The 19029-nt window shown below is 49.4% G+C and carries 15 protein-coding genes; 2 read left to right on the top strand and 13 right to left on the bottom strand.

All coding sequences use genetic code 11. The features are described from left to right. Positions 1-152 precede the first annotated feature (152 nt). From ACE6ED_RS25030 to ACE6ED_RS25015, 4 genes are all read right to left on the bottom strand, one after another. On the bottom strand, positions 153-3212 hold the full coding sequence (locus ACE6ED_RS25030; RefSeq protein ID WP_410830154.1) for a CBM96 family carbohydrate-binding protein: 3060 nt from the start codon (positions 3210-3212) through the stop codon (positions 153-155). Between the two features lie 224 nt (positions 3213-3436). Beyond that, a complete protein-coding gene (locus ACE6ED_RS25025) occupies positions 3437-4999 on the bottom strand; it encodes an extracellular solute-binding protein (protein WP_410830153.1) in 1563 nt (520 codons plus the stop codon). Between the two features lie 64 nt (positions 5000-5063). Further along, positions 5064-5933 carry a carbohydrate ABC transporter permease gene (locus ACE6ED_RS25020; RefSeq protein ID WP_410830200.1) on the bottom strand — a complete coding sequence of 290 codons (870 nt, stop codon included), beginning with the start codon at positions 5931-5933 and terminating at the stop codon, positions 5064-5066. A 17-nt stretch (positions 5934-5950) separates the two neighbouring features. Continuing rightward, positions 5951-6919: an ABC transporter permease gene (locus tag ACE6ED_RS25015; protein ID WP_410830152.1), complete on the bottom strand. Its 969-nt coding sequence runs from the start codon at positions 6917-6919 to the stop codon at positions 5951-5953. 262 nt (positions 6920-7181) lie between these two features. Here ACE6ED_RS25015 and ACE6ED_RS25010 point away from each other — a divergent pair, with 262 nt between their 5' ends. Next, positions 7182-9476: a helix-turn-helix domain-containing protein gene (locus ACE6ED_RS25010; protein ID WP_410830151.1), complete on the top strand. Its 2295-nt coding sequence runs from the start codon at positions 7182-7184 to the stop codon at positions 9474-9476. 69 nt (positions 9477-9545) lie between these two features. Further along, a complete protein-coding gene (locus tag ACE6ED_RS25005; RefSeq protein ID WP_410830150.1) occupies positions 9546-10301 on the top strand; it encodes a hypothetical protein in 756 nt (251 codons plus the stop codon). Positions 10302-10690: 389 nt separating this feature from the next. On the opposite strand, the gene ACE6ED_RS25000 is transcribed toward ACE6ED_RS25005, so the two are convergent. From ACE6ED_RS25000 to ACE6ED_RS24960, 9 genes are all read right to left on the bottom strand, one after another. Beyond that, the gene (locus ACE6ED_RS25000; protein WP_410830149.1) at positions 10691-11368 is read right to left on the bottom strand and encodes a hypothetical protein; all 678 of its coding nucleotides are present in this window, start codon (positions 11366-11368) and stop codon (positions 10691-10693) included. Between the two features lie 37 nt (positions 11369-11405). Continuing rightward, positions 11406-12860: a PH domain-containing protein gene (locus ACE6ED_RS24995; protein ID WP_410830148.1), complete on the bottom strand. Its 1455-nt coding sequence runs from the start codon at positions 12858-12860 to the stop codon at positions 11406-11408. Continuing rightward, entirely contained in the window at positions 12853-13344 is a 492-nt protein-coding gene (locus ACE6ED_RS24990; protein WP_410830147.1) for a PH domain-containing protein, read from the bottom strand. The genes ACE6ED_RS24995 and ACE6ED_RS24990 overlap by 8 nt, the downstream gene beginning before the upstream one ends. Positions 13345-13403: 59 nt before the next feature. Then, the gene (locus ACE6ED_RS24985) at positions 13404-14033 is read right to left on the bottom strand and encodes a UPF0158 family protein (protein ID WP_410830146.1); all 630 of its coding nucleotides are present in this window, start codon (positions 14031-14033) and stop codon (positions 13404-13406) included. A 12-nt stretch (positions 14034-14045) separates the two neighbouring features. Further along, positions 14046-14888, bottom strand: a complete 843-nt coding sequence (locus tag ACE6ED_RS24980) for an IS1096 element passenger TnpR family protein (protein WP_410830145.1) — start codon at positions 14886-14888, stop codon at positions 14046-14048. 417 nt (positions 14889-15305) lie between these two features. Then, positions 15306-16328 carry a DUF5643 domain-containing protein gene (locus ACE6ED_RS24975; RefSeq protein WP_410830144.1) on the bottom strand — a complete coding sequence of 341 codons (1023 nt, stop codon included), beginning with the start codon at positions 16326-16328 and terminating at the stop codon, positions 15306-15308. 262 nt (positions 16329-16590) lie between these two features. Further along, entirely contained in the window at positions 16591-17121 is a 531-nt protein-coding gene (locus ACE6ED_RS24970; protein ID WP_410830143.1) for a hypothetical protein, read from the bottom strand. A 527-nt stretch (positions 17122-17648) separates the two neighbouring features. Then, positions 17649-18074, bottom strand: a complete 426-nt coding sequence (locus ACE6ED_RS24965) for a hypothetical protein (protein ID WP_410830142.1) — start codon at positions 18072-18074, stop codon at positions 17649-17651. Between the two features lie 62 nt (positions 18075-18136). Then, complete coding sequence (locus ACE6ED_RS24960) at positions 18137-18619, bottom strand: hypothetical protein (RefSeq protein WP_410830141.1); 483 nt, start codon at positions 18617-18619, stop codon at positions 18137-18139. Positions 18620-19029 lie beyond the last annotated feature (410 nt).

The raw sequence follows: 19029 nt of genomic DNA, 5'->3' as shown, positions 1-19029 counted from the left end.
CCGGCCCGCTGTGTGCTGGTTTTTCACTCCGCTACATTCTGGCATTCCTGGTATTCCTGGCATTCCTGGCGTTGCAGTACTGCAACGGCCAGTCTAGACAGGCTTCTCCATAAGGTAGGCTCTTCCGTAAATGTCCGGAACCGCCCCGAGATTTACTCGGCTGCCTCCACTTTCAAATACGGCGCATGCTCGTCACTTTCTCTGCTGCTCAGCCGGACAAGAATCCCCGACGTATTGGGATCGGACCACTGAAAGGTTGGATCAAGACCGGCTGCCAGGCTCTCCGCCACAAAAGAGGTGACATCCACGCTGTACCAGCCCGCCCCATTTACCCGGGCAGAACCAATCGGGGTTCCGCCGCTGACCGGGCGGTTGTTCCAGGTTAAGGCGCTTTCGGTCCACTGCGCCCCCTTGTAGCCTTTTAGCTCCAAGGTTACGGGGGTCGGCGGCGCTTCCGGTACATACACATTCAGCGTGACGGATTGGAGCGGCGCTGTATCCGGATGGAGCCCGGCCCGCATAAGCGTTATCCGGTCTCCCCCGCCCTGTGCCTTCGGAATGTCAGCAATTTCGAGGATAGGCTCCGTCCCGAAGTTCATCGACGGCTGATGCTCATAGACATAAGCGTCCTCGTTAATAGGAACCACCGGCCGGGGTTCTGCCGCTGCTTTCCGGCTGATCTGCAGCACGTACACATCCGAGGTTCCGTCAGCATGATAAACAACCACGGAGACTTCGCCGGGACCGGAACCAATCGGCACAGTCACGGCCGCGCCCGATTCGGTCGCCTCTCCGTTAATCCGCACTTGGTCAGATGGGCTGGCGGCAACAGCCGCCACCTGCAGCTCGGCCGCCGCAGCGTCCACCATGACGGTATACCGCATTTCTTCCGCTGCGAACGGCTTGTTCCACGTCCCTGGACCTGCGGTTAGTCCGCTTAATCCTTGATGCGGCAGCAGCGCCGCCATATGCGTCAGATCGTGTCCGGAGGCGTAATAATACCCCGCCGCCTGGATTCTGCGCGGCTCGAACCCGATCTGGCGGCCGCTTGGCACCTCTTCCGAGTTCAGCGTAACGCTCCCGTCTGGTCCTGTTGTCCCGGCCGCATACTTGCCGCCTGCATACGTAAACCGGCCTTCCACCAGAGCGTCCGCTACCGCCTCTCCCGTAGCGTAATCGCGGACCTTCAGGGTGACGGATGCCGCGGAGCCGCTGCGTGATACATGCATTCCGCTAAGGATTGCCGGCTTCAGCGCGGTTGTGCCCGTTGTGACGGAGACTTCACCGGATGCGGGCCCGATATTGCCCTGCAAATCGCGCGCCGCGACACGGTAATAGTAGGTCGTTTCGGGCAGCAGTCCTTTATCCGTAAAGTTCAGGCTGCGCGAGAGTCCGGCAATATCAGCGGCGCCGGGCGCAAAGCCGGAAACCGTGCTGCGGTACACGATATACCGGTCAATCTCCGTATTGTCGGCCGCCATTCCGTAATTCAGTTTCACAGTCTGGAAGTCGGCAGCCTTGGCGTGCAGCCCGCCTGCCGGAGCAGACGGCGGCTGATTGTCCGCCGGCGGAGTCCACGCCGAGCCGCCTGGTCCCCAGTAGGATGGCAGCGCACGGTAGGAGTCGTAATGGTGGACGGCAATGCCGCCAAACGCCCCGCTTTGTCCCGATGCCGCATACACTTTGTCGAGTTCAGCCTCCATATGGGTCCGGCCTTCCTCACGGAAGGTAATCGTCTCCGGATCGCCGCTGTTCGCGATATCCAGCGTTTCCACGCCGATCACCACCGAATTTGGCTTCCCGATCCGCTCGGCGTAAGCCAGCTCGCCCGCCGCACCGGCGATAATTCCGGCGCTGCCGTCCGCCGAATCCCGGTAATCCATAATTGAGATATAGTCCGAAATGTCCTGGATATGTTCGGACAGCCACTTCACGGAACCGTTCCACGCAATGTCCGCTCCCTGCTCCGAGGAGTCATACCATTTGGGCACGGCCGGTCCAAACGGCAGCCGGATGCCTGCCGCCTCGCGGCGTTTGATCATTTTTTGCAGCCCGGTCAAATATTCCTTTTGGAGGAACTTACCCGGATGCTTGAAATCAGGTGAAATATACGGCTCGATATCGACGTTAATGCCATCAAAACGTTCTTCTTCCGGCACGGAGAGGTTGTAGTTAAGAATCTGCTCCATCTCCCGCACGGCATGATGGTGGTAGCGTTCATAGGCGCCCATATAAGGCGGAGAGGTGCCGCCGGCAACCAGTGCGTGTACACTTAAATCCCGTGCATGCGCCCAGCGCATAAACGAGCGGAGTTCATCCTCCTGCTCCTCCAGCGCGCGATAGCCGGCATAACTTCCCACAGCCAGATACAGTGTGCGCACCGGTTCCGAACCAAAGGTCTGTGTATCTGTGACAAAAGCCTCCAGCACCGCCCGCGAACCCGGATTAAGCAGCAGACTATAGCTCTCCGGCTCCCATATCCACATCGCGCGGTCCTGCTTCGGCAGTGCAGCCGGGGCTTCCGGCGTCACCTTCCCTACGCGCGCATATACGGTCGGGCTGTAGCCGTAACGTCCCGGCGCATTAGTTGCTCTCGCCTCCAGGCTGACCGTGCGGCCGCCGAATCCGGCCGTATCCCATTTGTAGGCGTATTGGCTGCCGCTACGGACCGCCTGCTTCCAAGGCCCCCGGTTCACCCGCACCTGGACCAGCGACACCGGAGCGGCCGACTCGGTCTGCACCGTAATCTTTACCTGGCCGTTCAAAGACACGCCTTCGGCCGGCCCGGTGATCGTTACATCCGGCGCAGCGCCTGCCGGGTTGTTCACCTTCACATTCACCGGCTCGCTCCACACGCCGTATCGGGTGGAGGTGTCGAGCCCCCGGACGACCAGGCCGATGCTGCCGTCATACCTCGAAGTGTCCAGCGCGTACGACCAGCGTCCGCTGTCATCCCCGTCCGGGTCGTCCAGCACGGCTTCGAACTGCCCCGTTCCATCTACATAAAGACGAATATCGAACAGCCCGGTATACGTGCCGGTGATTTCCAGCACCCCCCCGCTGGAGACATATCCTCCAGGCGGCACATCCAGCGTAAGGATTCCGGCGGCCCGGGTTTTGCCCGGGAACGCGGTTCCGATCACCGCAATCAGCAGCAGTACCGGCAGCAGCAGGATTAGCCCCTTTTTGGGTCCAAGCGGCCTTTGGTTCACTAAGCGACGCCTCCTTTGAGTAAGTGGAATGAAGCGACATGCACATTTGCGGCAGTTAGCCGCACACACACCCGGTTGCCTGCAGCGTTATCATCCGCCTGAAAAAGGCCCTTTATTGTTGTATGAACTTGTAACTACACACCCGATCGGCTTCCGTGAAGAGAGCGGCGTCCCCCTCACAACGAGGGGAGACGCCTTTCGCCCGTATCTGTTGGCAATAAAGATCAATTGCCGTTCAGCTGAATATTTTGCACCCGGTCATAAGCTTCTTTATAGGTTGCGAGCAGTTGGTCCACGCCCAGGCTGTTCATTTCCTCCACGTATTTGTCCCACTCGGCCAGGCTCCGCGAACCGGTAACGAACTTGGCAAAACTTTCGTCACGGTGCTTCTTGATCGCCTGCCCGGTGATGGAGATCGTCTCGTTTTCCTTCTCTGTAAAGGCCGGACGCGGCTGCATGGCCGGCGGATCGTATTTGGCCGCTTCTTCAAACGCATGCTTCAAATCGTCCGAGAACAGGGACAGATGCGCGTTAAAATCAATCCAGGTGTAGGTGCCGCTCGTCTGCAGTCCGGTCTGCTTCCGCATTTCGATCACGTCGGTAAATTCCGGTTTGAATTTGATCGTACCGCCTTCTTTAACAAAGGTTTCGCCTTCCACGCCCCAGCTGCTGAGCGTACGGCCTTCCTCCGAATAAAAGAAATCCATAAACGCCATCACATCTTTGATATGTTTGGAGGTCGAGGCTACAGTCAAACCGCCTTCCATGTAGTGAAAATACGGATTCAGCTGCTTCCCGCCCTCGATTCCCGCTGGCGGAGCCATAAACTGCATGCTGAACTCGGGATTTTCTTTTTGCATCGCATTGTTAAAAAAGTCGACCCGGCTGATGTAGTCAATCGTCACAAACGATTTGCCGGTGGACATCATATCCTGCCACTGTTTGGTCTGCAGCGATAGGAAATCGGGCGGAACCAGCCCTTCGTCGTACAGCCGTTTCCACATTTCGACCATTGTTTTATAGTTGCCTTCGGTTGGGCCATACCGCCATTCTTTTGCGTCAAAATCATAATACGCGCCATCCCCGGTTCCATAGTTGACCGTCATGTTTGCGTTCATCTCGTCCGGAATTTGTCCGTAGCGGATGGAGAGCGGGTAGCTGTCCGGGTATTTCGCCTTCAGCTTCTTAAGCGCTTCGTACAGCTCCTCGTAGGTAGCCGGCGGCTGGATGCCTTCCTTGTCAAACACATCCTTCCGGTACAGCCAGATCATCCGGTTCGTTTCGCCGAAACCCTGGTTCGGGAACATAAACATTTTGCCGTCTGCGGACAATGCCGCTTTGGCTTCATCGGGGTACTGCTCGATCCACTTTGACAGGTTCGGCATGCTGTCCAAATGCTCCAGAATATCGACCAAAGCTCCCTGCTGTCCAAACTTGTTGGATTCCTTGCGGTTTGGCATATACATCAGATCCGGCATCGCTTTGGAAGCGATGGCCAGGTTCAGGGCTTCATCCAGCTTGCCGGAAGGCGTCTGCACCTCAAGCGACACGCCGGTCCGGTCCTTCAGCCACGTCCAGACCGGCCAGCTTTTGGAATAAGGGAACGTCGGGTTGTTGTCGAGCAGCGCCGTGAACGTCTTTTCCGTTTTGGCGTCTCCGCTGTTAGCGGCGCCATTGCCGCCTTCCGCGCCGGACACGGGAGCTGCGTTGTTGCCGCCTCCGCCGCAGCCCGACACTACGGTTGCCGCTATCAGCAGCGGCAGCATCAAGGACTTCCATTTTTTCATCGTCATCTCTCCCTTAGTGAAGATTTTATGAGGATTTGTGCGGCAGCTGCAGCCGCCTTTCGCATTACCCTTTGACCGCGCCAACCATGGCCCCCTTGACAAAATACTTCTGCACAAACGGATACGCTACGAGAATCGGCAGCGTGGATACCATTATAGTCGCATATTTAAGCGACTCCTCGACAACCTGGTTATCACCTCCAATTCCGGTTACATCACCCGTGCTTGCGCTGCCGGCGAGCACCAGGTTGCGCAGAAGCACCTGCAGCGGATATAAATCGGGACTGCGCAGATACAGCAGCGGGAACATGAAGTTATTCCACATGCCTACCGCGTAAAACAAAGCGATGGTGGCAAAGGACGCTTTGGACAGCGGAACGATAATCCGCAGAAAAATACCGATTTCGCTTAGTCCGTCCATCCGGCCCGATTCTTCCAGCTCTTTGGGGATACCGGAGAAAAACGTGCGCATCAGGATAAGGTTCCATGTGCTGACGGCGCCCGGGAGCACCATCCCCCAGACGGTATCGACGAGATTCAGCGAGCTGACTACAAGGAAGGTCGGGATCATCCCGCCGCTGAAAAACATCGTTACAACGATCAGCATCGTGAAGCTTTTCCGCAAGGCCATATCCTTGCGGGACAGCGCGTAAGCGCCTGTGGAGGTGACGGCCAGGGAAATCAGCGTGCCGAGGACGGTGTAAATGAGGGTATTTTTGTATGCCGTCCAGATTTGAGGATCGCCGAGCACCAGTTTGTACATGTCGACATTGAAGCCTTTCGGCCAGATGGTCACATCGTTTTTCATGACATGCACGTCACTGCTTAAGGAAACGGCCAGCATGTACAGGAACGGATACAGCGTAACCGTCACCACAAGCAGCAGAACGCAGGCGCTCACAATATGAAACAAGGAAATCCGGGGGAATCGCATCATACGCACCTCTTTTCTTACCATAGACTCGTCTCGCTTACGCGGCGGCTGATGAAGTTTGCGCAGTAGATAAAAATCAGACTGATGATGCCCATAAACAAATCAATCGAAGCGCCGTAACTGAAATTGCCCTGCACCATGCCAACCCTATAAACATAAGTGCTGATGATGTCGGCTGTATCGTATATCGCCGGATTTTGCATCAGGAACACTTTTTCAAACCCGATTTCCAGCACCTTGCCGACATTCAGAATGAGCGTAATCACAATGGCGGGCGCAATACCGGGCAGCGTGACGTTCCAGATTTTGCGCATCCGGCCCGCCCCGTCGATCTCGGCCGCCTCATACAGCATCGGGTCGATTGCGGTCAGCGCAGCCAGAAAAATAATCGTCTCCCAGCCGATATGCTGCCAAATCTCCGACAGGACATAAATCCCCCGGAACAAGCCGGGTTCGTTCATGAAGTTAATGGGTGCAAATCCTAGTCCGGTCAGCAGGTTGTTAATCAGACCTCCGGTCGGGGACAGGAACATAATGACCATACTCGCCACAATAACATTGGAGATAAAATGCGGCAGATAGCTGACCGTCTGCACAAACCGCTTGAAGGCCGCTTTGCGGACCTCATTCAGCAAAATGGCGAGAATGATCGGCGCCGGGAACCCGAATACCAATTTGTAGACGCCAAGCAAAAACGTATTTTTCATCAGCGGCCAAAAGTCCGGGTTCTGCAAAAACATTTGATAATATTTGAAGCCAACCCAATCGCTGTCCCACACGCCTTTGAACAGATTGTAATCCTTAAACGTGATCACAAGCCCGAACATCGGGGCGTACCGGAAGATCAGATAATACAGCAGGCAAGGCAGGAACATCAGCCATAACGCCTTGTTTTTGTTCCAGGTGCGCAGCAGCTTCGATTGAGACGTGCGTGCCAGCTCCGGCGGCTCCCGTCTGATTTCTTGAAACATGTTCGCTTGGCCCATAGGCATACCCCTTCTTTAATGTAATGGCAACCCTCGTTGATGTCAGCTTACTTACCCTGGTTTCCCGGGCTTTGTCTCCGAATTATAGCCGCATTTCTTTGGAAAGCGCTATCTCCCTGTTATATAAACTTTCGTCCAATCTGCGGATTTCCTCAAAACGGCGTATGAATCGGAGAAAGTGTATATTGTTCGTGTCAGTTTTATGGAGCTATGATAAAATAAAATCCAATCATCAACGGCTGCATTCAAGGGGGAATTCCATATGAAAAGTCCGCGCGCAAGCACATTCGCTCCGAATGCCCTGTTCGTCAAACTGATGCTGAGCTTCCTCAGCGTGATTTTGGCTTTTGCTTCATTCACCCTGTTCTCTTATTACTACTTAAGTGATAAAGTTTACGACGAGATTGTCCGGCAGAACGAGCTGAACCTGCAGCAGACGGTCGAAGGGTACGAAAATCATTTCCGGCTCACCCAGAATATGATCCTTACGCTCACCCAATCGGAACCGTGGACCGCCAATGTGGGCATCCTCAGCCATCTGGCCCAGAACCGGCGGTACGACATCCCGCGCGAGGTCAATGCCGACCTGGCCACCCTGTACACCAACCCCTTTTTGCATATTCGGAATTTCATTCTTTTCTTTAAAAAAGAAGACTACGTGCTGGAAAAAGACGGCCTCAGCAGCGCGGACGACATGTTCGGCAAATACTGGGCCAGCGGCGCGTATCCGGCGGACTTCTGGAGACGGGAAACGATGGGCAATCAGTTCATGAAGGTGCTGCCCGCCGCGCCATTTACGGAGAATACCGTGCATTCCACGCGCCAGCTCGGGCTTATGCTGCCTGTGCTGGTCAAGGCGATTCCTTATGAAGAGGTGTACGGCATTATCATGCTGGACCCTGCGCGTATGCTGACCGCTTACGGTGATGCTGCGGGCAATCCGTTTTACATTCTTGACGAACAGGGGAAACTGCTGTATTCCACTGGAGAGAACCCGGTCCGAGCGGCGCAGCTGGCGGACGGCGGAAGCCTGCACGAGCGGATCGGAAACGAATATTATTTTTATGAAAAAGGACGCCAAACCGGCTTCACCTATGCCCGCGTGATTCAGGTCTCTGCCATAGCGGAAGGCATGCAGGGCATGCGCCTCTTGCTGACCGCGCTGCTCTCGGCCACCGTGCTGGTCAGCGTGCTGTATTCCCTGTTCTTCAGCCTGCGGGTCAATCAGCCGCTGCAGCGCCTGATTGCCGCACTGGACCGCAAATCGGGCGGCGGGCCGGGCAAGCTGGGCAGCGTGAAGGAATTTGCCATTATCGGCGACCGGCTGAGCTCGATTCTGGAGAACCACCGGTTCATCCAGACCGATCTGGAGCGCAAAAACTCGCTGGTCCGCCAGTATGCTTTTACGCATAAAGTAAAAAATATCCCGCTTGGCTCCAAGCTGGCGGAGCTTGAGGATCTGCTGCCGCCGGACCGCCCTTATGCCTCGATTTTGTTCAAAATCAGCTTTAAGGACCAGCCGGATGCGTCCGAACGCCACACTCTGATGCTGTGGGAGCTGATTCAGAAGCTGTTCACCGGCGACGGGGGCGAAAGCGTGGCGCTGCAGCCGGAACAGGACCAGCTGCTGCTGCTCCTGTTTGATCCGGGCCCGCAAAGCGGCATTCTTCAGGTGCTGGATACGCTGAAAGAGGTGCTGCGGAACGAGCCGTCTTTGTATTTGACCATTGCTGTAAGTCCCGTGTATTCCGGGGAAACGGCGTTTACGGAAGCTTACAATAATCTGCTGCCGCTCCTGAACGAGCGGAGATTAAACGGGGAAACACAGGTGATCGTGGAGCCGAGAGCTTCTTCAGCTAAATCCTTCCATTTAAAAGTGACGCACGGGGAAGAACTGCACAACCTGCTGCAGTCCGGCAGCGAAGACGCCGTGTTCGGCTGGATCGGCCGGCAGCTGGAGCAGCTGCGAAGCAAAGATGCGGCGGCGGCCGATTTCCGGGCATTCGCCAGGGGGGCCGCGGAGCAGATCGGCAAAACCGTGGTCAAGCTGAACCTGCCCGAGCAGGCGGCGGAAAAGCTGGTGCCGCCAAACGGCAAGCCGCCGGAAACGTTTTATTCGGCGGAGCAATACAGGGATTGGCTGCACGGGCTGGTGCGCCCGGTGCTGGCGGCGATCTCAAGCCGCACGGAGACAAGAGATCCGGTGATCGGCTTTGTGCTGGATTACCTGGATCAGCATTACGGGGAGGATATCAACCTGAATCTGGTGGCGGATAAGCTGAATTTAACGCCGGGGTATCTATCGAGTATTTTTAAAGAAAAAACCAATGTGAACTTCAGCGAATACCTGAACAGCTTGCGGATCGAACGGGCCAAGGCACTGCTGACAAACCTCGATTTGCGAATCCAGGACATCGCGCTGCAGGTCGGCTACCAGAACGCCAACTCGTTTATCCGGATGTTCAAACGCAGCTCAGGCCTCACGCCGGGCGAATACCGCAAACGGCATGCCGGCGGCGCAGCTCCGCTCGACTCCTCGGGTACGGAGGATTATTGAGCGGGCCACCAATTGGGGTAATTTGGGAAAAATCGGGTAATAAGCAGTATTCCGAAGAGGAGGGATCATATGAAAAAAATAGGATTAACCACAGCAGCAAGCCTAATGCTCGTATCCGCCTCGCTGCTCGGTGCCTGCAGCAATAACGCCGCAAATGAGCCAACGCCTGCGGCATCAAGTGCAGCCACCGCGCCGGTTAGCGAACCTGCTGCAAGTCTGCCGCCATCTGCTGCACCCGAAACCCCGGCCAGTCCTGAAGGGTCTGCCGCGCCGGAAGCGGCAGCCAGCACTGCACCATCCGCCGCGCCGGAGGCCACGGCGGCAGAGGCGTCCGCTGGACCAGGAGCAGGCAGCGCGCAGCCGTCCGAACGCCCGCAGACGAAGTCTTTTGGCGAACAGGAAGGCGGAGTTCCCGGGCAAGAAGGTACATTAAAGCAGGGTGACGGCTATTCGCTGTATATTTTTGACGGCTTTACCTTTGATCCGAAGTCCGGTAGACTGTCGCTCACCGAGGACCCGGACTATTATGCGGAAATTGAACCGCTGCCAGCCGGCTACGACCTTGCTGCTCTGAAGAAGCAGGGGCAAACCGAACTTTCCGCCAATGGTAAACCTAAGGACTACAGTGGAGAACTGATCGAGCATCCTTTGGGTTATGCGGAGCTGTATCTGCAGACAAGCGGCGAAGTCACAGGCGATTATATCGTCTGGAAAAATCAATCAGGCGAAGCGTATCTGTTCCGAATCCACGACCCCAATAGGGAACTCGGAGACAAATTTTCCCCATGGATCATGGTTTCGCTGTCAACGCTTGAGGGGAGTTAATTCACTGGCGGCTTATACAGAATTAAAACTGCCTGCTGGCCGCAGCATGAACCAGAAGACAGGTCCGTAAGCTGACTGTAGACCGCCAAACTGACTGTAATCTGTGACTGTAATTCGTAAACTGACTGTAATCGTAAACTGATTGTAATCCATAAACTGACTGTAATCCGTAAACTGACTTCATTTCGTTCACTGTGCCATTTCTGGCGGGTGTCTACTGCACTTTTTCTACCCGAGATACCCGTCAGGAAGGCACTAAAATGCAGCAGGCACTAAAATGCAGCAGAAACAAAACTGCAGCAGGCACTATAATACAGCAGCAAACCATCAAACACGAGCGTGGACATGCCCCAACCCGATCACCCAGGCCGCACTAACAGCAGTTTTTTTCACTCCCACTCTATACCGATTTCTTCAAAGGAGATTTTGCTTTCGTTTAATCCCTCTTCATCTGCTTCACCTATTTGTTTCACTTCGTCTTTGGTCAAAACGATCTTTTCCTCTGGGCTTGTAATTTTCCGGTTGTATACCGACAACAGCAGCTCACACTGCTCGTCCGTCATCCCATAGTTTTCCTTCCAAGCCTCCAGCGCTTCATCAGGCTCCATAAGCTGATATTCCAAAATGGATAGACCACCCTTGTAAAGCTCTTCCTGCCGATTCAAAGTGTAGGTACGATTAGCCGTTGTCCAAAAAGAACCGGTGATCAGCGGCTTCACCTGTCCATCCACCTCATCCAGCAAATACTGCAGGGTTTCGCTGTTTGCAAACTCAAGCACTTCGTCCGGTGCTCCTTTAAAATAATCCGCGGCTTCACGTACATCATTTACAGCCAAGCGATCACTGTGCTCATCGCGGAAGGCGGCCACAACATAGTTAGGTCCAAAGGTCACCGTCCCTCTTATCCCTTCCGTATCTTGAACATTGTAGTTAATTCCATCCCAGGAATGCTCATGCGAAAACTCGGGAAAATGCGCAACCATAATGGCATGCGCGATGGCGGCAAACATACAGCCTTTCCAAATTTGCTCCCTTTGCCAATGAAGTTCAGTGGGCTGGTCGTTCATAGTTTCTAGCTCCTTTGTGAGTAGAGTTTCTGCTCAATCATACTCCCTCAGGGAGTTTCAACTTTTTATTCTTATACCACTTTAGAATCTCATCGCAGTCTTGTTTCGTGACCCCAGACAAACGGTATTCTCGGACGTTCGCAGGAGAATCAATGTCCAATTCCAGCTCATAAATACGAAATATCCGCTCCCACCATGATTGCCTGATACTTAAGGATTCGATGGATTCACGCAGAAGATACACAGTCGTTTGATTGAAGCCTGCTTTGCGTAAAATAAACAAGTTCGCGGCGATTTCCCATTTCGTATGAACATAGACGTAAGACATGTACTTATAGATGATGTAAAGGACCAAAACAATTGTCAAAAGCCATATGGTAAAATAAGACCCTATTAAGATACCGATTGCGAGCAACATTAATCTTGGAATTGCTGCAGCGTATAATGTATGACGTTGTAAACTACGCTTGGGAGGCCGAATGCCAAACTCGGGAAGCAACCGGCCCAGCACTTCGACTACTACCGAGCTACGGATGGAAGGAATCAGCATTTTGACCTTCCGTTCCCCTGAATATCCGACGCAATCCATACATATAGAGGCGTATCCGTACAAACGCCCAAACATCAGCTCTTTAATTCGCAGGGATTGGATACGATTTATCTGAATCTGCACCGATTTCTGTTCCATCCAACCATAATGAATGGAAATTACATTGCCAGCTCTTGATAGATGCCATCCCTTATAGCGTAATTGTGCCGCGCCAATAGAAAACAGCCAAGTAATGATTGCGCATATCCCCAAGAAAGCCGCCAAATACAGTGTCATTTCTATACTGTCATCTGAGGTTATTCCGCTCCAAGTTTCTTTCTTGAATAGATCCACGAAGCTAACTTGTTCCCCTTCCGGTGTAGGGAATAACCTACTCCACAAATGTTGAATAACGGTGATTGTGACAGGAAGTCCTAACCAGAATGTATTTGAACTCATGGATTGCATCATGATTTCTTTTCTGGTCACATGATGTTCTTTGGTTGAAGGAATCGCACTTGGGTTTTCGGTCAGCCCAATAGTTTTCTTGAGGAAGTCTGCCATCTTTCGGGATGTAACCAAGCGGGCATCGGCATCAGCATTGGAATCACTCGTTTGAAGTTCAACATTGGCGATCCCGATAAGCCGATACAGCCACCTTTGTTCGATTTTTATGTTATTAATCTTCATAAGTGGAATCGCTCTTTGTGTTACGGTGAATACACCTTTCGTAATAAGCAACACCTTGGAATCCAGTTTATAGGTTTCTTTAAACCAAGAAAGAATCGACCAGCCACCTGTCACAACGCCGTATATCGTGGCTGCCAGATATACCCAATCAGGTTGTTGTCCGGTTCCTGCTCGAATCTCGTTATAGACAAAAGCGGTAAGAGGAATAATTGAATACCGGATTTGACTGTAGATTTTATAAATGACGGTAATGGGATGATGGCGCTTAATCATAATAAGCATCCTTGTTATCTAATTTAGATAGTTCAATGATTTGTCTGCGCAGCAGAGCAGCGTCCTCTTCTGTCAGTCCCACAATAAAGTGATGATCCCCTGCTGTTGTAATGGTTAGCTCCGATAAGCCCAATCGTTTGGCAAGCATGTTCTGTTCTTGATCTACATGCTGCACCCGGCTAAGCGGAATAATGGAGGAGTTATCTGACCACACATTCCCCCATCGAATCATCAGCTCTTCATCTCCTAAGAGATAGCTTCTTCGGGAATATTTTCTGTAGACGCCGAAACAAATGAAGGCAAGTCCTTTGGTGATGAAATAGAATTCCACCAGACAGGAAATTATGGTTAACCACCCCCAGGCCGGTAACCATATTATCCTGATCATGAGAGGAATGCAGCCGATAAGGATCCATTTGAACGTATGTATGCCAAATGTGATTTGCCAATATCGAATGACATTCGGATGAAGTTTTTGCTCCATTGTAATCAACTCCTAGTCCAGCTCTACTAACAATATAGAGCCAAGCACTTCAACCCTAATTACTCGAAAATCAACTTCACATCAATGGATTCCAACCAATCTAAAACTCGATTACGATTCTGTTCCTCAACAAACTGGTAATACCGCTCTAACTGCTCACTGTTGGAAGATAACGTATCCTTAAATCTTCGGAATATCCTCTTGCCGCCGCTCAAAATGGACATCAATTGGGTTTGCAACGTCTTATCTTCTATTGTTACAGCAAAATTGGCCATATCTGCGTATCCTTCTTTGGACTCCCGCACGGGAATCAAAAAATATATTTCATTAAATCCTTCTTCAATGATCTCGCTTAATTCTTCGTCCTCTTCATCCATATCAAATGTCCGTAACATGACAACATCGCCAGATTCGATATTCAGGAAGGACTCCATCCCTTCTACATACATGTCATGGGCATCCACGATCTCCTGAAACTGCTGCTTGGTCAATTTCAATTCTTTCACAGGCCGCATTCTATATTTCTCCACATTTTCCACCTCACTATGTTGTTCCGCCTCATATTCCTCCCACGTGATGCCATAGGGAAAGCCCCCATCCGTATATCCGGCGATAAAGTAGAAATTCTCGTCTTGCTCCAATATCTGCGCGGACTCCGAGTTTTGGATCTGATTCGCTTTTTTTCGCATAATACCCCTCAACTAAATCCATCGTATTTGAACATACAGTTCGGCCAAATTGTCATGAAAACCCCAGCCGATCCCTTCTGTTTTCGAAACAGCGGCTTCGAGACGCTCCTCAAATTTATCAAACAACTCGGCCGTTTCATCCTCATTCACTTGATCGATGATTTCGGCATACATGGACACGATATTATAATAGAAGCGTGCATCAATATCCCCGTAGCTTAAGGTGTAATCGACTCCATTTTCGACGTAGATCAATTTCAATTCCAGACTGTACCGTGCACTTTCGGTTAATCGCTCAAATTCAGATACCGCTTGTTCCGCCTCTTTAAGTCGCAACTTCCCATGGCCTCGTTCAGGGAAAAACTCTTGCTCCACCTTCTTGCGATATTCTTGAAACAGGGATTCTATCGCTTCATCCCCTAGAATTCTTACGGCAAGAAACTTCTGCATATCTTTGCTGGCGCCATAATAAGCCTTGACCAAATCGATAAGCTGGTCATGGCTTAGTTGCTTCAGATGCTTATTAAGAGCAGACTTCGTCAGTTTAACAGGCTTTTTTCCTGTCGGCTTCTTAACCAGTGACTTGGGGATCAGCTTGTCCTTCTGTCGTTGAAGCACCTGATTCACTTCTTCACAGGAGAAATGTTCGGGATCATATCCTTGTCGAACCCAGCCGATAAAATGCTCCCTCTCCGGATGATTGGGAGTATGCAGTACATCTAGCATATGCTTATGCCCCCAAATGCCTCCCACATCTTCCTGCGGACAGCCGCGGGCACCATCTAGACACGAGGTGCCGGGTCGGATGTCGATGCATCGATTTTGAGCAATGTAACCGTGTTCGTCCTCAGACATTTGTTGTATAACCCGTACCTACCCAAAATGGCTTCTCAATTAAATCATGAGTTCATTTTATATAGTTTTTTTTTCCATGTCTATTCTAAGAGATGCACTTCATGGACCTGATCATGGACATGTTCAAGGTGGCCAAGCCTGGCTTGGGTCCTACTTAAGTCAATTGATCATGGTCTGTCGCACTCACTTCTCCTCCTGTCCATTCTATAGGCGCTTCTTTTGGCAAAATAAATCTCAATAGGGCCACATCTCTGTGCTCAAGCGGCGGCGGTAAATCAAAAAAACAGGTCAATCATGGCAGTTTCTGACCATAATCAACCTGTTTGAACTAACGGTATATTTCTGTTCTTTTTATAATTTCACCCGTTTATGCCTATGAGGAGCTTATCAAAGCTGCTCTTGGAACAGCCTGTCCGGCTAATTTTTGGCTTTATCCAAGGGAATCTTCATTTCTAGTTCTTTCCAATAGGTTTTAGTTCCGACGCTGTTTTTTGTTTGACCGACGACGCTCCAGTCTTTTTTATTGACCGTCAGTGTAAACGGCTTGATCGTAAGGTACTTCGGCGTTCCTTTCACCGGGTTGTACATTTCGTCAATGTGATACTTGGTTTTCGGCAGAAAGTTGTAATAAGGGAACATCTGCTGCTTTATGAGATTCCCCTGGTCGTCCACGATATCGTAATACATCATACTTGCGATATATTTACCCGCCTGCTTTGAAGTTGCGGGCACCTTGCCCGTGCTGTCAATGACCAATTGAGTCGTAGACGACGACATATACAGTTCTTTGACGGTGTAGCTGAACTGTTTGTGCTTTTTCGTGAGGTTCGGCTTGACGAGGATCGATTTCTCATCGATATTTACCGGTACCTTGAATTCAAAGGCTTCTTTGACCCCCGTCACTTGGACCCGGATCGTCAACTCAAACTGGTCGGGCCAATCGGCTTTTTTGCCGATTTCATACCTGCTTGAGCTTTTGATTTTCGGATTGTCGCCAAAGGCGCCCAAAGCCCCCAATTCTTGTCCGTCAATGAATAGGGTTGGTCTTTTAATATACCCTTTCCCCTTTTTGTTTTTTTCTATTTCTTCATTAAGAAGAACAACCGATTCATCATCCGGTAAATTTGCGCCCTGGCGCTCTATGACAAAGGACAACCGTGTTTTGTCGTAAATTAGATGGGTTACCCGGAGTGTCACACCGTCATGCGTCACGCTGAGGTTGGCGGGTGTGGCGTTCCCGGCCGCGCCGGTAGCCGCCGTCAGCAAATTACTGTATGGCACAGCCGGTTTTAATGCCTCATCTAAGGCCGCTGCCTTAGCCTCGGTCAGCGTTCCGGCACAGGGGATCACACCTCCCAGCACTGCTACCGCGGTTAAGGTCAATGAGGATTTCTTCAGCAGTTGAGCAATGGAGGATACATTTTCTTTTGGTCTGTTCATCGTTTTTCCCTTTCTGGCTGCTTTTTTTTAAAACGGTGATCGTCATTTCCAGGCCTGTTGGTCTTCGGGCTTCCTATAAAGGTTCATGTGGACATAAATAAATATTTCCTGAACCGTATCTTCCGCTTTTCCGAGGATTGGCTGCAAAAAGATCACTTCCTTGTCTGTCTATATAACAATCCTAAACTTATAATTTGTGACATAAAAAAAGTCCATTCCCACTCATAATCAAAGATGGTTGGAAAGGAGCTTTGAAAGTTTATCATAAACCAGTTTCATAATCCTCTATTAAATGCGACCAGTATCCTTCCACATCTCCCATTGCTATGGGGTCAATTTCCGTATACAACCTGCGCAGCTCAACCGCATACAGGTATGAAGTATATACGCCTTCTTTTCTCATCCTCGCTGATATTTCATGCCTAATCAAATGAAACAAAAAGAATGTTTTCAAGTCCTTGTTAAGCATATAAATTAAAGGCAGATGATAAGGAGAGCTAGTAAAAAGCTCATCGCAGCCTACTTTAAAGTAAAGTCCATATCCATAAGACGTATAGTGGCCGATTTTTATAAATGGTACATCCTCAATTAACATCGTTTGAAAATCATTTAAACCATAGAATACAAACTCATTATATGCTTCCGGCACTCCTATGTCTGTCATAAAATCTGCATTTTCTAGACTTACTCCGATACTTACTAAACCATTAAAATCATAGTTATGTAGGTCTGAATCATAATAATCGCGTATTTCATGAATATCAAAATGCACCGTCTCACTTCCCTCGATCACTTGATGTTTATCCATATACCAATTATAGCGACTTATTCTATGGAATATGGTGTGTCTCAATGAACATGGTGAAGAAAGATAAAAAACAGATTAACTATGGTAATACTTGTCCTGATTAAGACCCTATTCAAAGGACATTGAAGAAACACCTAGGCAGCCTACTATTGTCGGTAACCTGCCGGCATCAATATATAAATTTCGCTGTGGTTGTTTCCGGTTGTAAAATAGTATGTATTTCTCGATTCAACTTTGTGCCTCCGCCAAAGTTCTTGATGTCATCCAGCTCTTGAATGCCAAGGCATGCGTTGGTCTCCCGGTATGTCCACTTCTCTTCTATATAAAGCCGATAAAGCCGAATCGCTTCTAGCTTCCATTCTTCAGAATATGACTCGAACTTTCGTCCTTTAATCGCCTTAAAAAGGCCCCCCTTAGAATTCATCAGAGTAACACCAGGGGTTTTTCCAATGTTTATTCTAAGGGATTCACTTCAACCATAATCGACCTTTTTGAACTAACTGAAAACTAACTTAATCATTTAATCTTTGAAGAAAATCTGCAAACACAGCTCTTGTTGCGTGGCCGCTGTCATTCACTTTTTTTCTGATGTTTTCTATAAGACCTGTATTATTCAGAATAAGTTGCTTGTTGTCTTCATTAACAAAACTTCTCAATGAGTCTACACATAGCTCTATCAATTCTTCATCATCAGTATCAATCAACATAAATAGCGCTCTCAGTTCATTAATATTATTTGCATCATCTAAGCAATAAGCCAAACTGTGTTTCCATCCCATAGTTTTATTACTAATTTCATTAAATAAAACCTCCCAATCTTGTTGACTGAATTTCGATAAGATTTCAGTGGCTTTTACAGCACCTACATCATACCAGAAATCGTTTTTACTATTTTCATCAGAAAATTCTGTAATATATTGGTCAAATTCATCGTACAAGTGAAGCATCTCCTATCGGTCAAATTAAGGTATTTTCTTCTGGTGATATTTAATAAGCTGTTTTACTCCGATAAATCCTTCTCTATATATGGATGGCTAAGTAAATTGAGCAGTTCTTTTGTCATTATTTGTTTTTGATATTCGTGTAATTTCGTATTAACAATTAATACATCGCCCTTTTTCATAAATAACTGTCTCGATCCGTTTTCTTCGAGGACCATGTCCCCTTTTATTTTTTTCAGGATTTTTCCAAAAACTTCAAATAGTGCTCTAATTCCTTCCTCATATGTTTTTGTAATTAACTGAATGCTAATTTCTGTATCTATAGTCATTTTGTATTCCTCCCTTAGATATTCAACATCATATATATCTTTCGTTTCGATACTTGCGGAAAAATACTGACAGCTAACATAGCAATACTCATCATCATCATGATCTGCACTTATTTTTACTTGCTCCCCTACAACGCTACCCACTATTTCTGATAACATATACTTTAGTGTAGTCTGATTTATCTGCGAAACTAAATACAACTCATATTCCATCTTCTTCCCTACTTTCTTTATTTAGGACTTTGAAAGTTAAACTTTGTTATAGTGTTATCTTTAACAATCAATAGTTCTTTTAAGTGCTTTACTTGTTCTTTTATCCCCCCATCAATAATTGAAATCTTATTCTCTCCGATATAATATTCATCATCAAACAATAATAAGCTGACAATGCACAGGCCATAGTTTCTGAGCCACAAATATTATCTCTTCGTTTTGGAATTCGCTTAACTTATTAAAAATGAGGTTAACCAGATAAGCTGGCTAACCTCATTTTTACGAAACTATTTTACAGAATCATTTTCATCCAACAATACAAATACCTCATCTCCGGTATTAACTTCCGAAAAGTTTTCTGAATCATAAATAGTGATTCCTATATTAATCATTCCGATTATAGATGTTGA

The sequence above is a fragment of the Paenibacillus nanchangensis genome (assembly GCF_046543445.1).
GTDB lineage: Bacteria > Bacillota > Bacilli > Paenibacillales > Paenibacillaceae > Paenibacillus_AQ > Paenibacillus_AQ nanchangensis.
This window is presented reverse-complemented; position numbering and strand designations above follow the sequence as displayed.

Coding starts and splice junctions, on each gene's coding strand:
- ACE6ED_RS24990 (WP_410830147.1), bottom strand. CDS start 13,344: ATGGAGCAAAAACTTCATCCGAATGTCATTCGATATTGGCAAATCACA.
- ACE6ED_RS25020 (WP_410830200.1), bottom strand. CDS start 5,933: ATGCGATTCCCCCGGATTTCCTTGTTTCATATTGTGAGCGCCTGCGTT.
- ACE6ED_RS24975 (WP_410830144.1), bottom strand. CDS start 16,328: ATGAACAGACCAAAAGAAAATGTATCCTCCATTGCTCAACTGCTGAAG.
- ACE6ED_RS24985 (WP_410830146.1), bottom strand. CDS start 14,033: ATGCGAAAAAAAGCGAATCAGATCCAAAACTCGGAGTCCGCGCAGATA.
- ACE6ED_RS24960 (WP_410830141.1), bottom strand. CDS start 18,619: ATGGAATATGAGTTGTATTTAGTTTCGCAGATAAATCAGACTACACTA.
- ACE6ED_RS25025 (WP_410830153.1), bottom strand. CDS start 4,999: ATGAAAAAATGGAAGTCCTTGATGCTGCCGCTGCTGATAGCGGCAACC.
- ACE6ED_RS25000 (WP_410830149.1), bottom strand. CDS start 11,368: ATGAACGACCAGCCCACTGAACTTCATTGGCAAAGGGAGCAAATTTGG.
- ACE6ED_RS24995 (WP_410830148.1), bottom strand. CDS start 12,860: ATGATTAAGCGCCATCATCCCATTACCGTCATTTATAAAATCTACAGT.
- ACE6ED_RS25005 (WP_410830150.1), top strand. CDS start 9,546: ATGAAAAAAATAGGATTAACCACAGCAGCAAGCCTAATGCTCGTATCC.
- ACE6ED_RS24980 (WP_410830145.1), bottom strand. CDS start 14,888: ATGTCTGAGGACGAACACGGTTACATTGCTCAAAATCGATGCATCGAC.
- ACE6ED_RS25015 (WP_410830152.1), bottom strand. CDS start 6,919: ATGGGCCAAGCGAACATGTTTCAAGAAATCAGACGGGAGCCGCCGGAG.
- ACE6ED_RS25010 (WP_410830151.1), top strand. CDS start 7,182: ATGAAAAGTCCGCGCGCAAGCACATTCGCTCCGAATGCCCTGTTCGTC.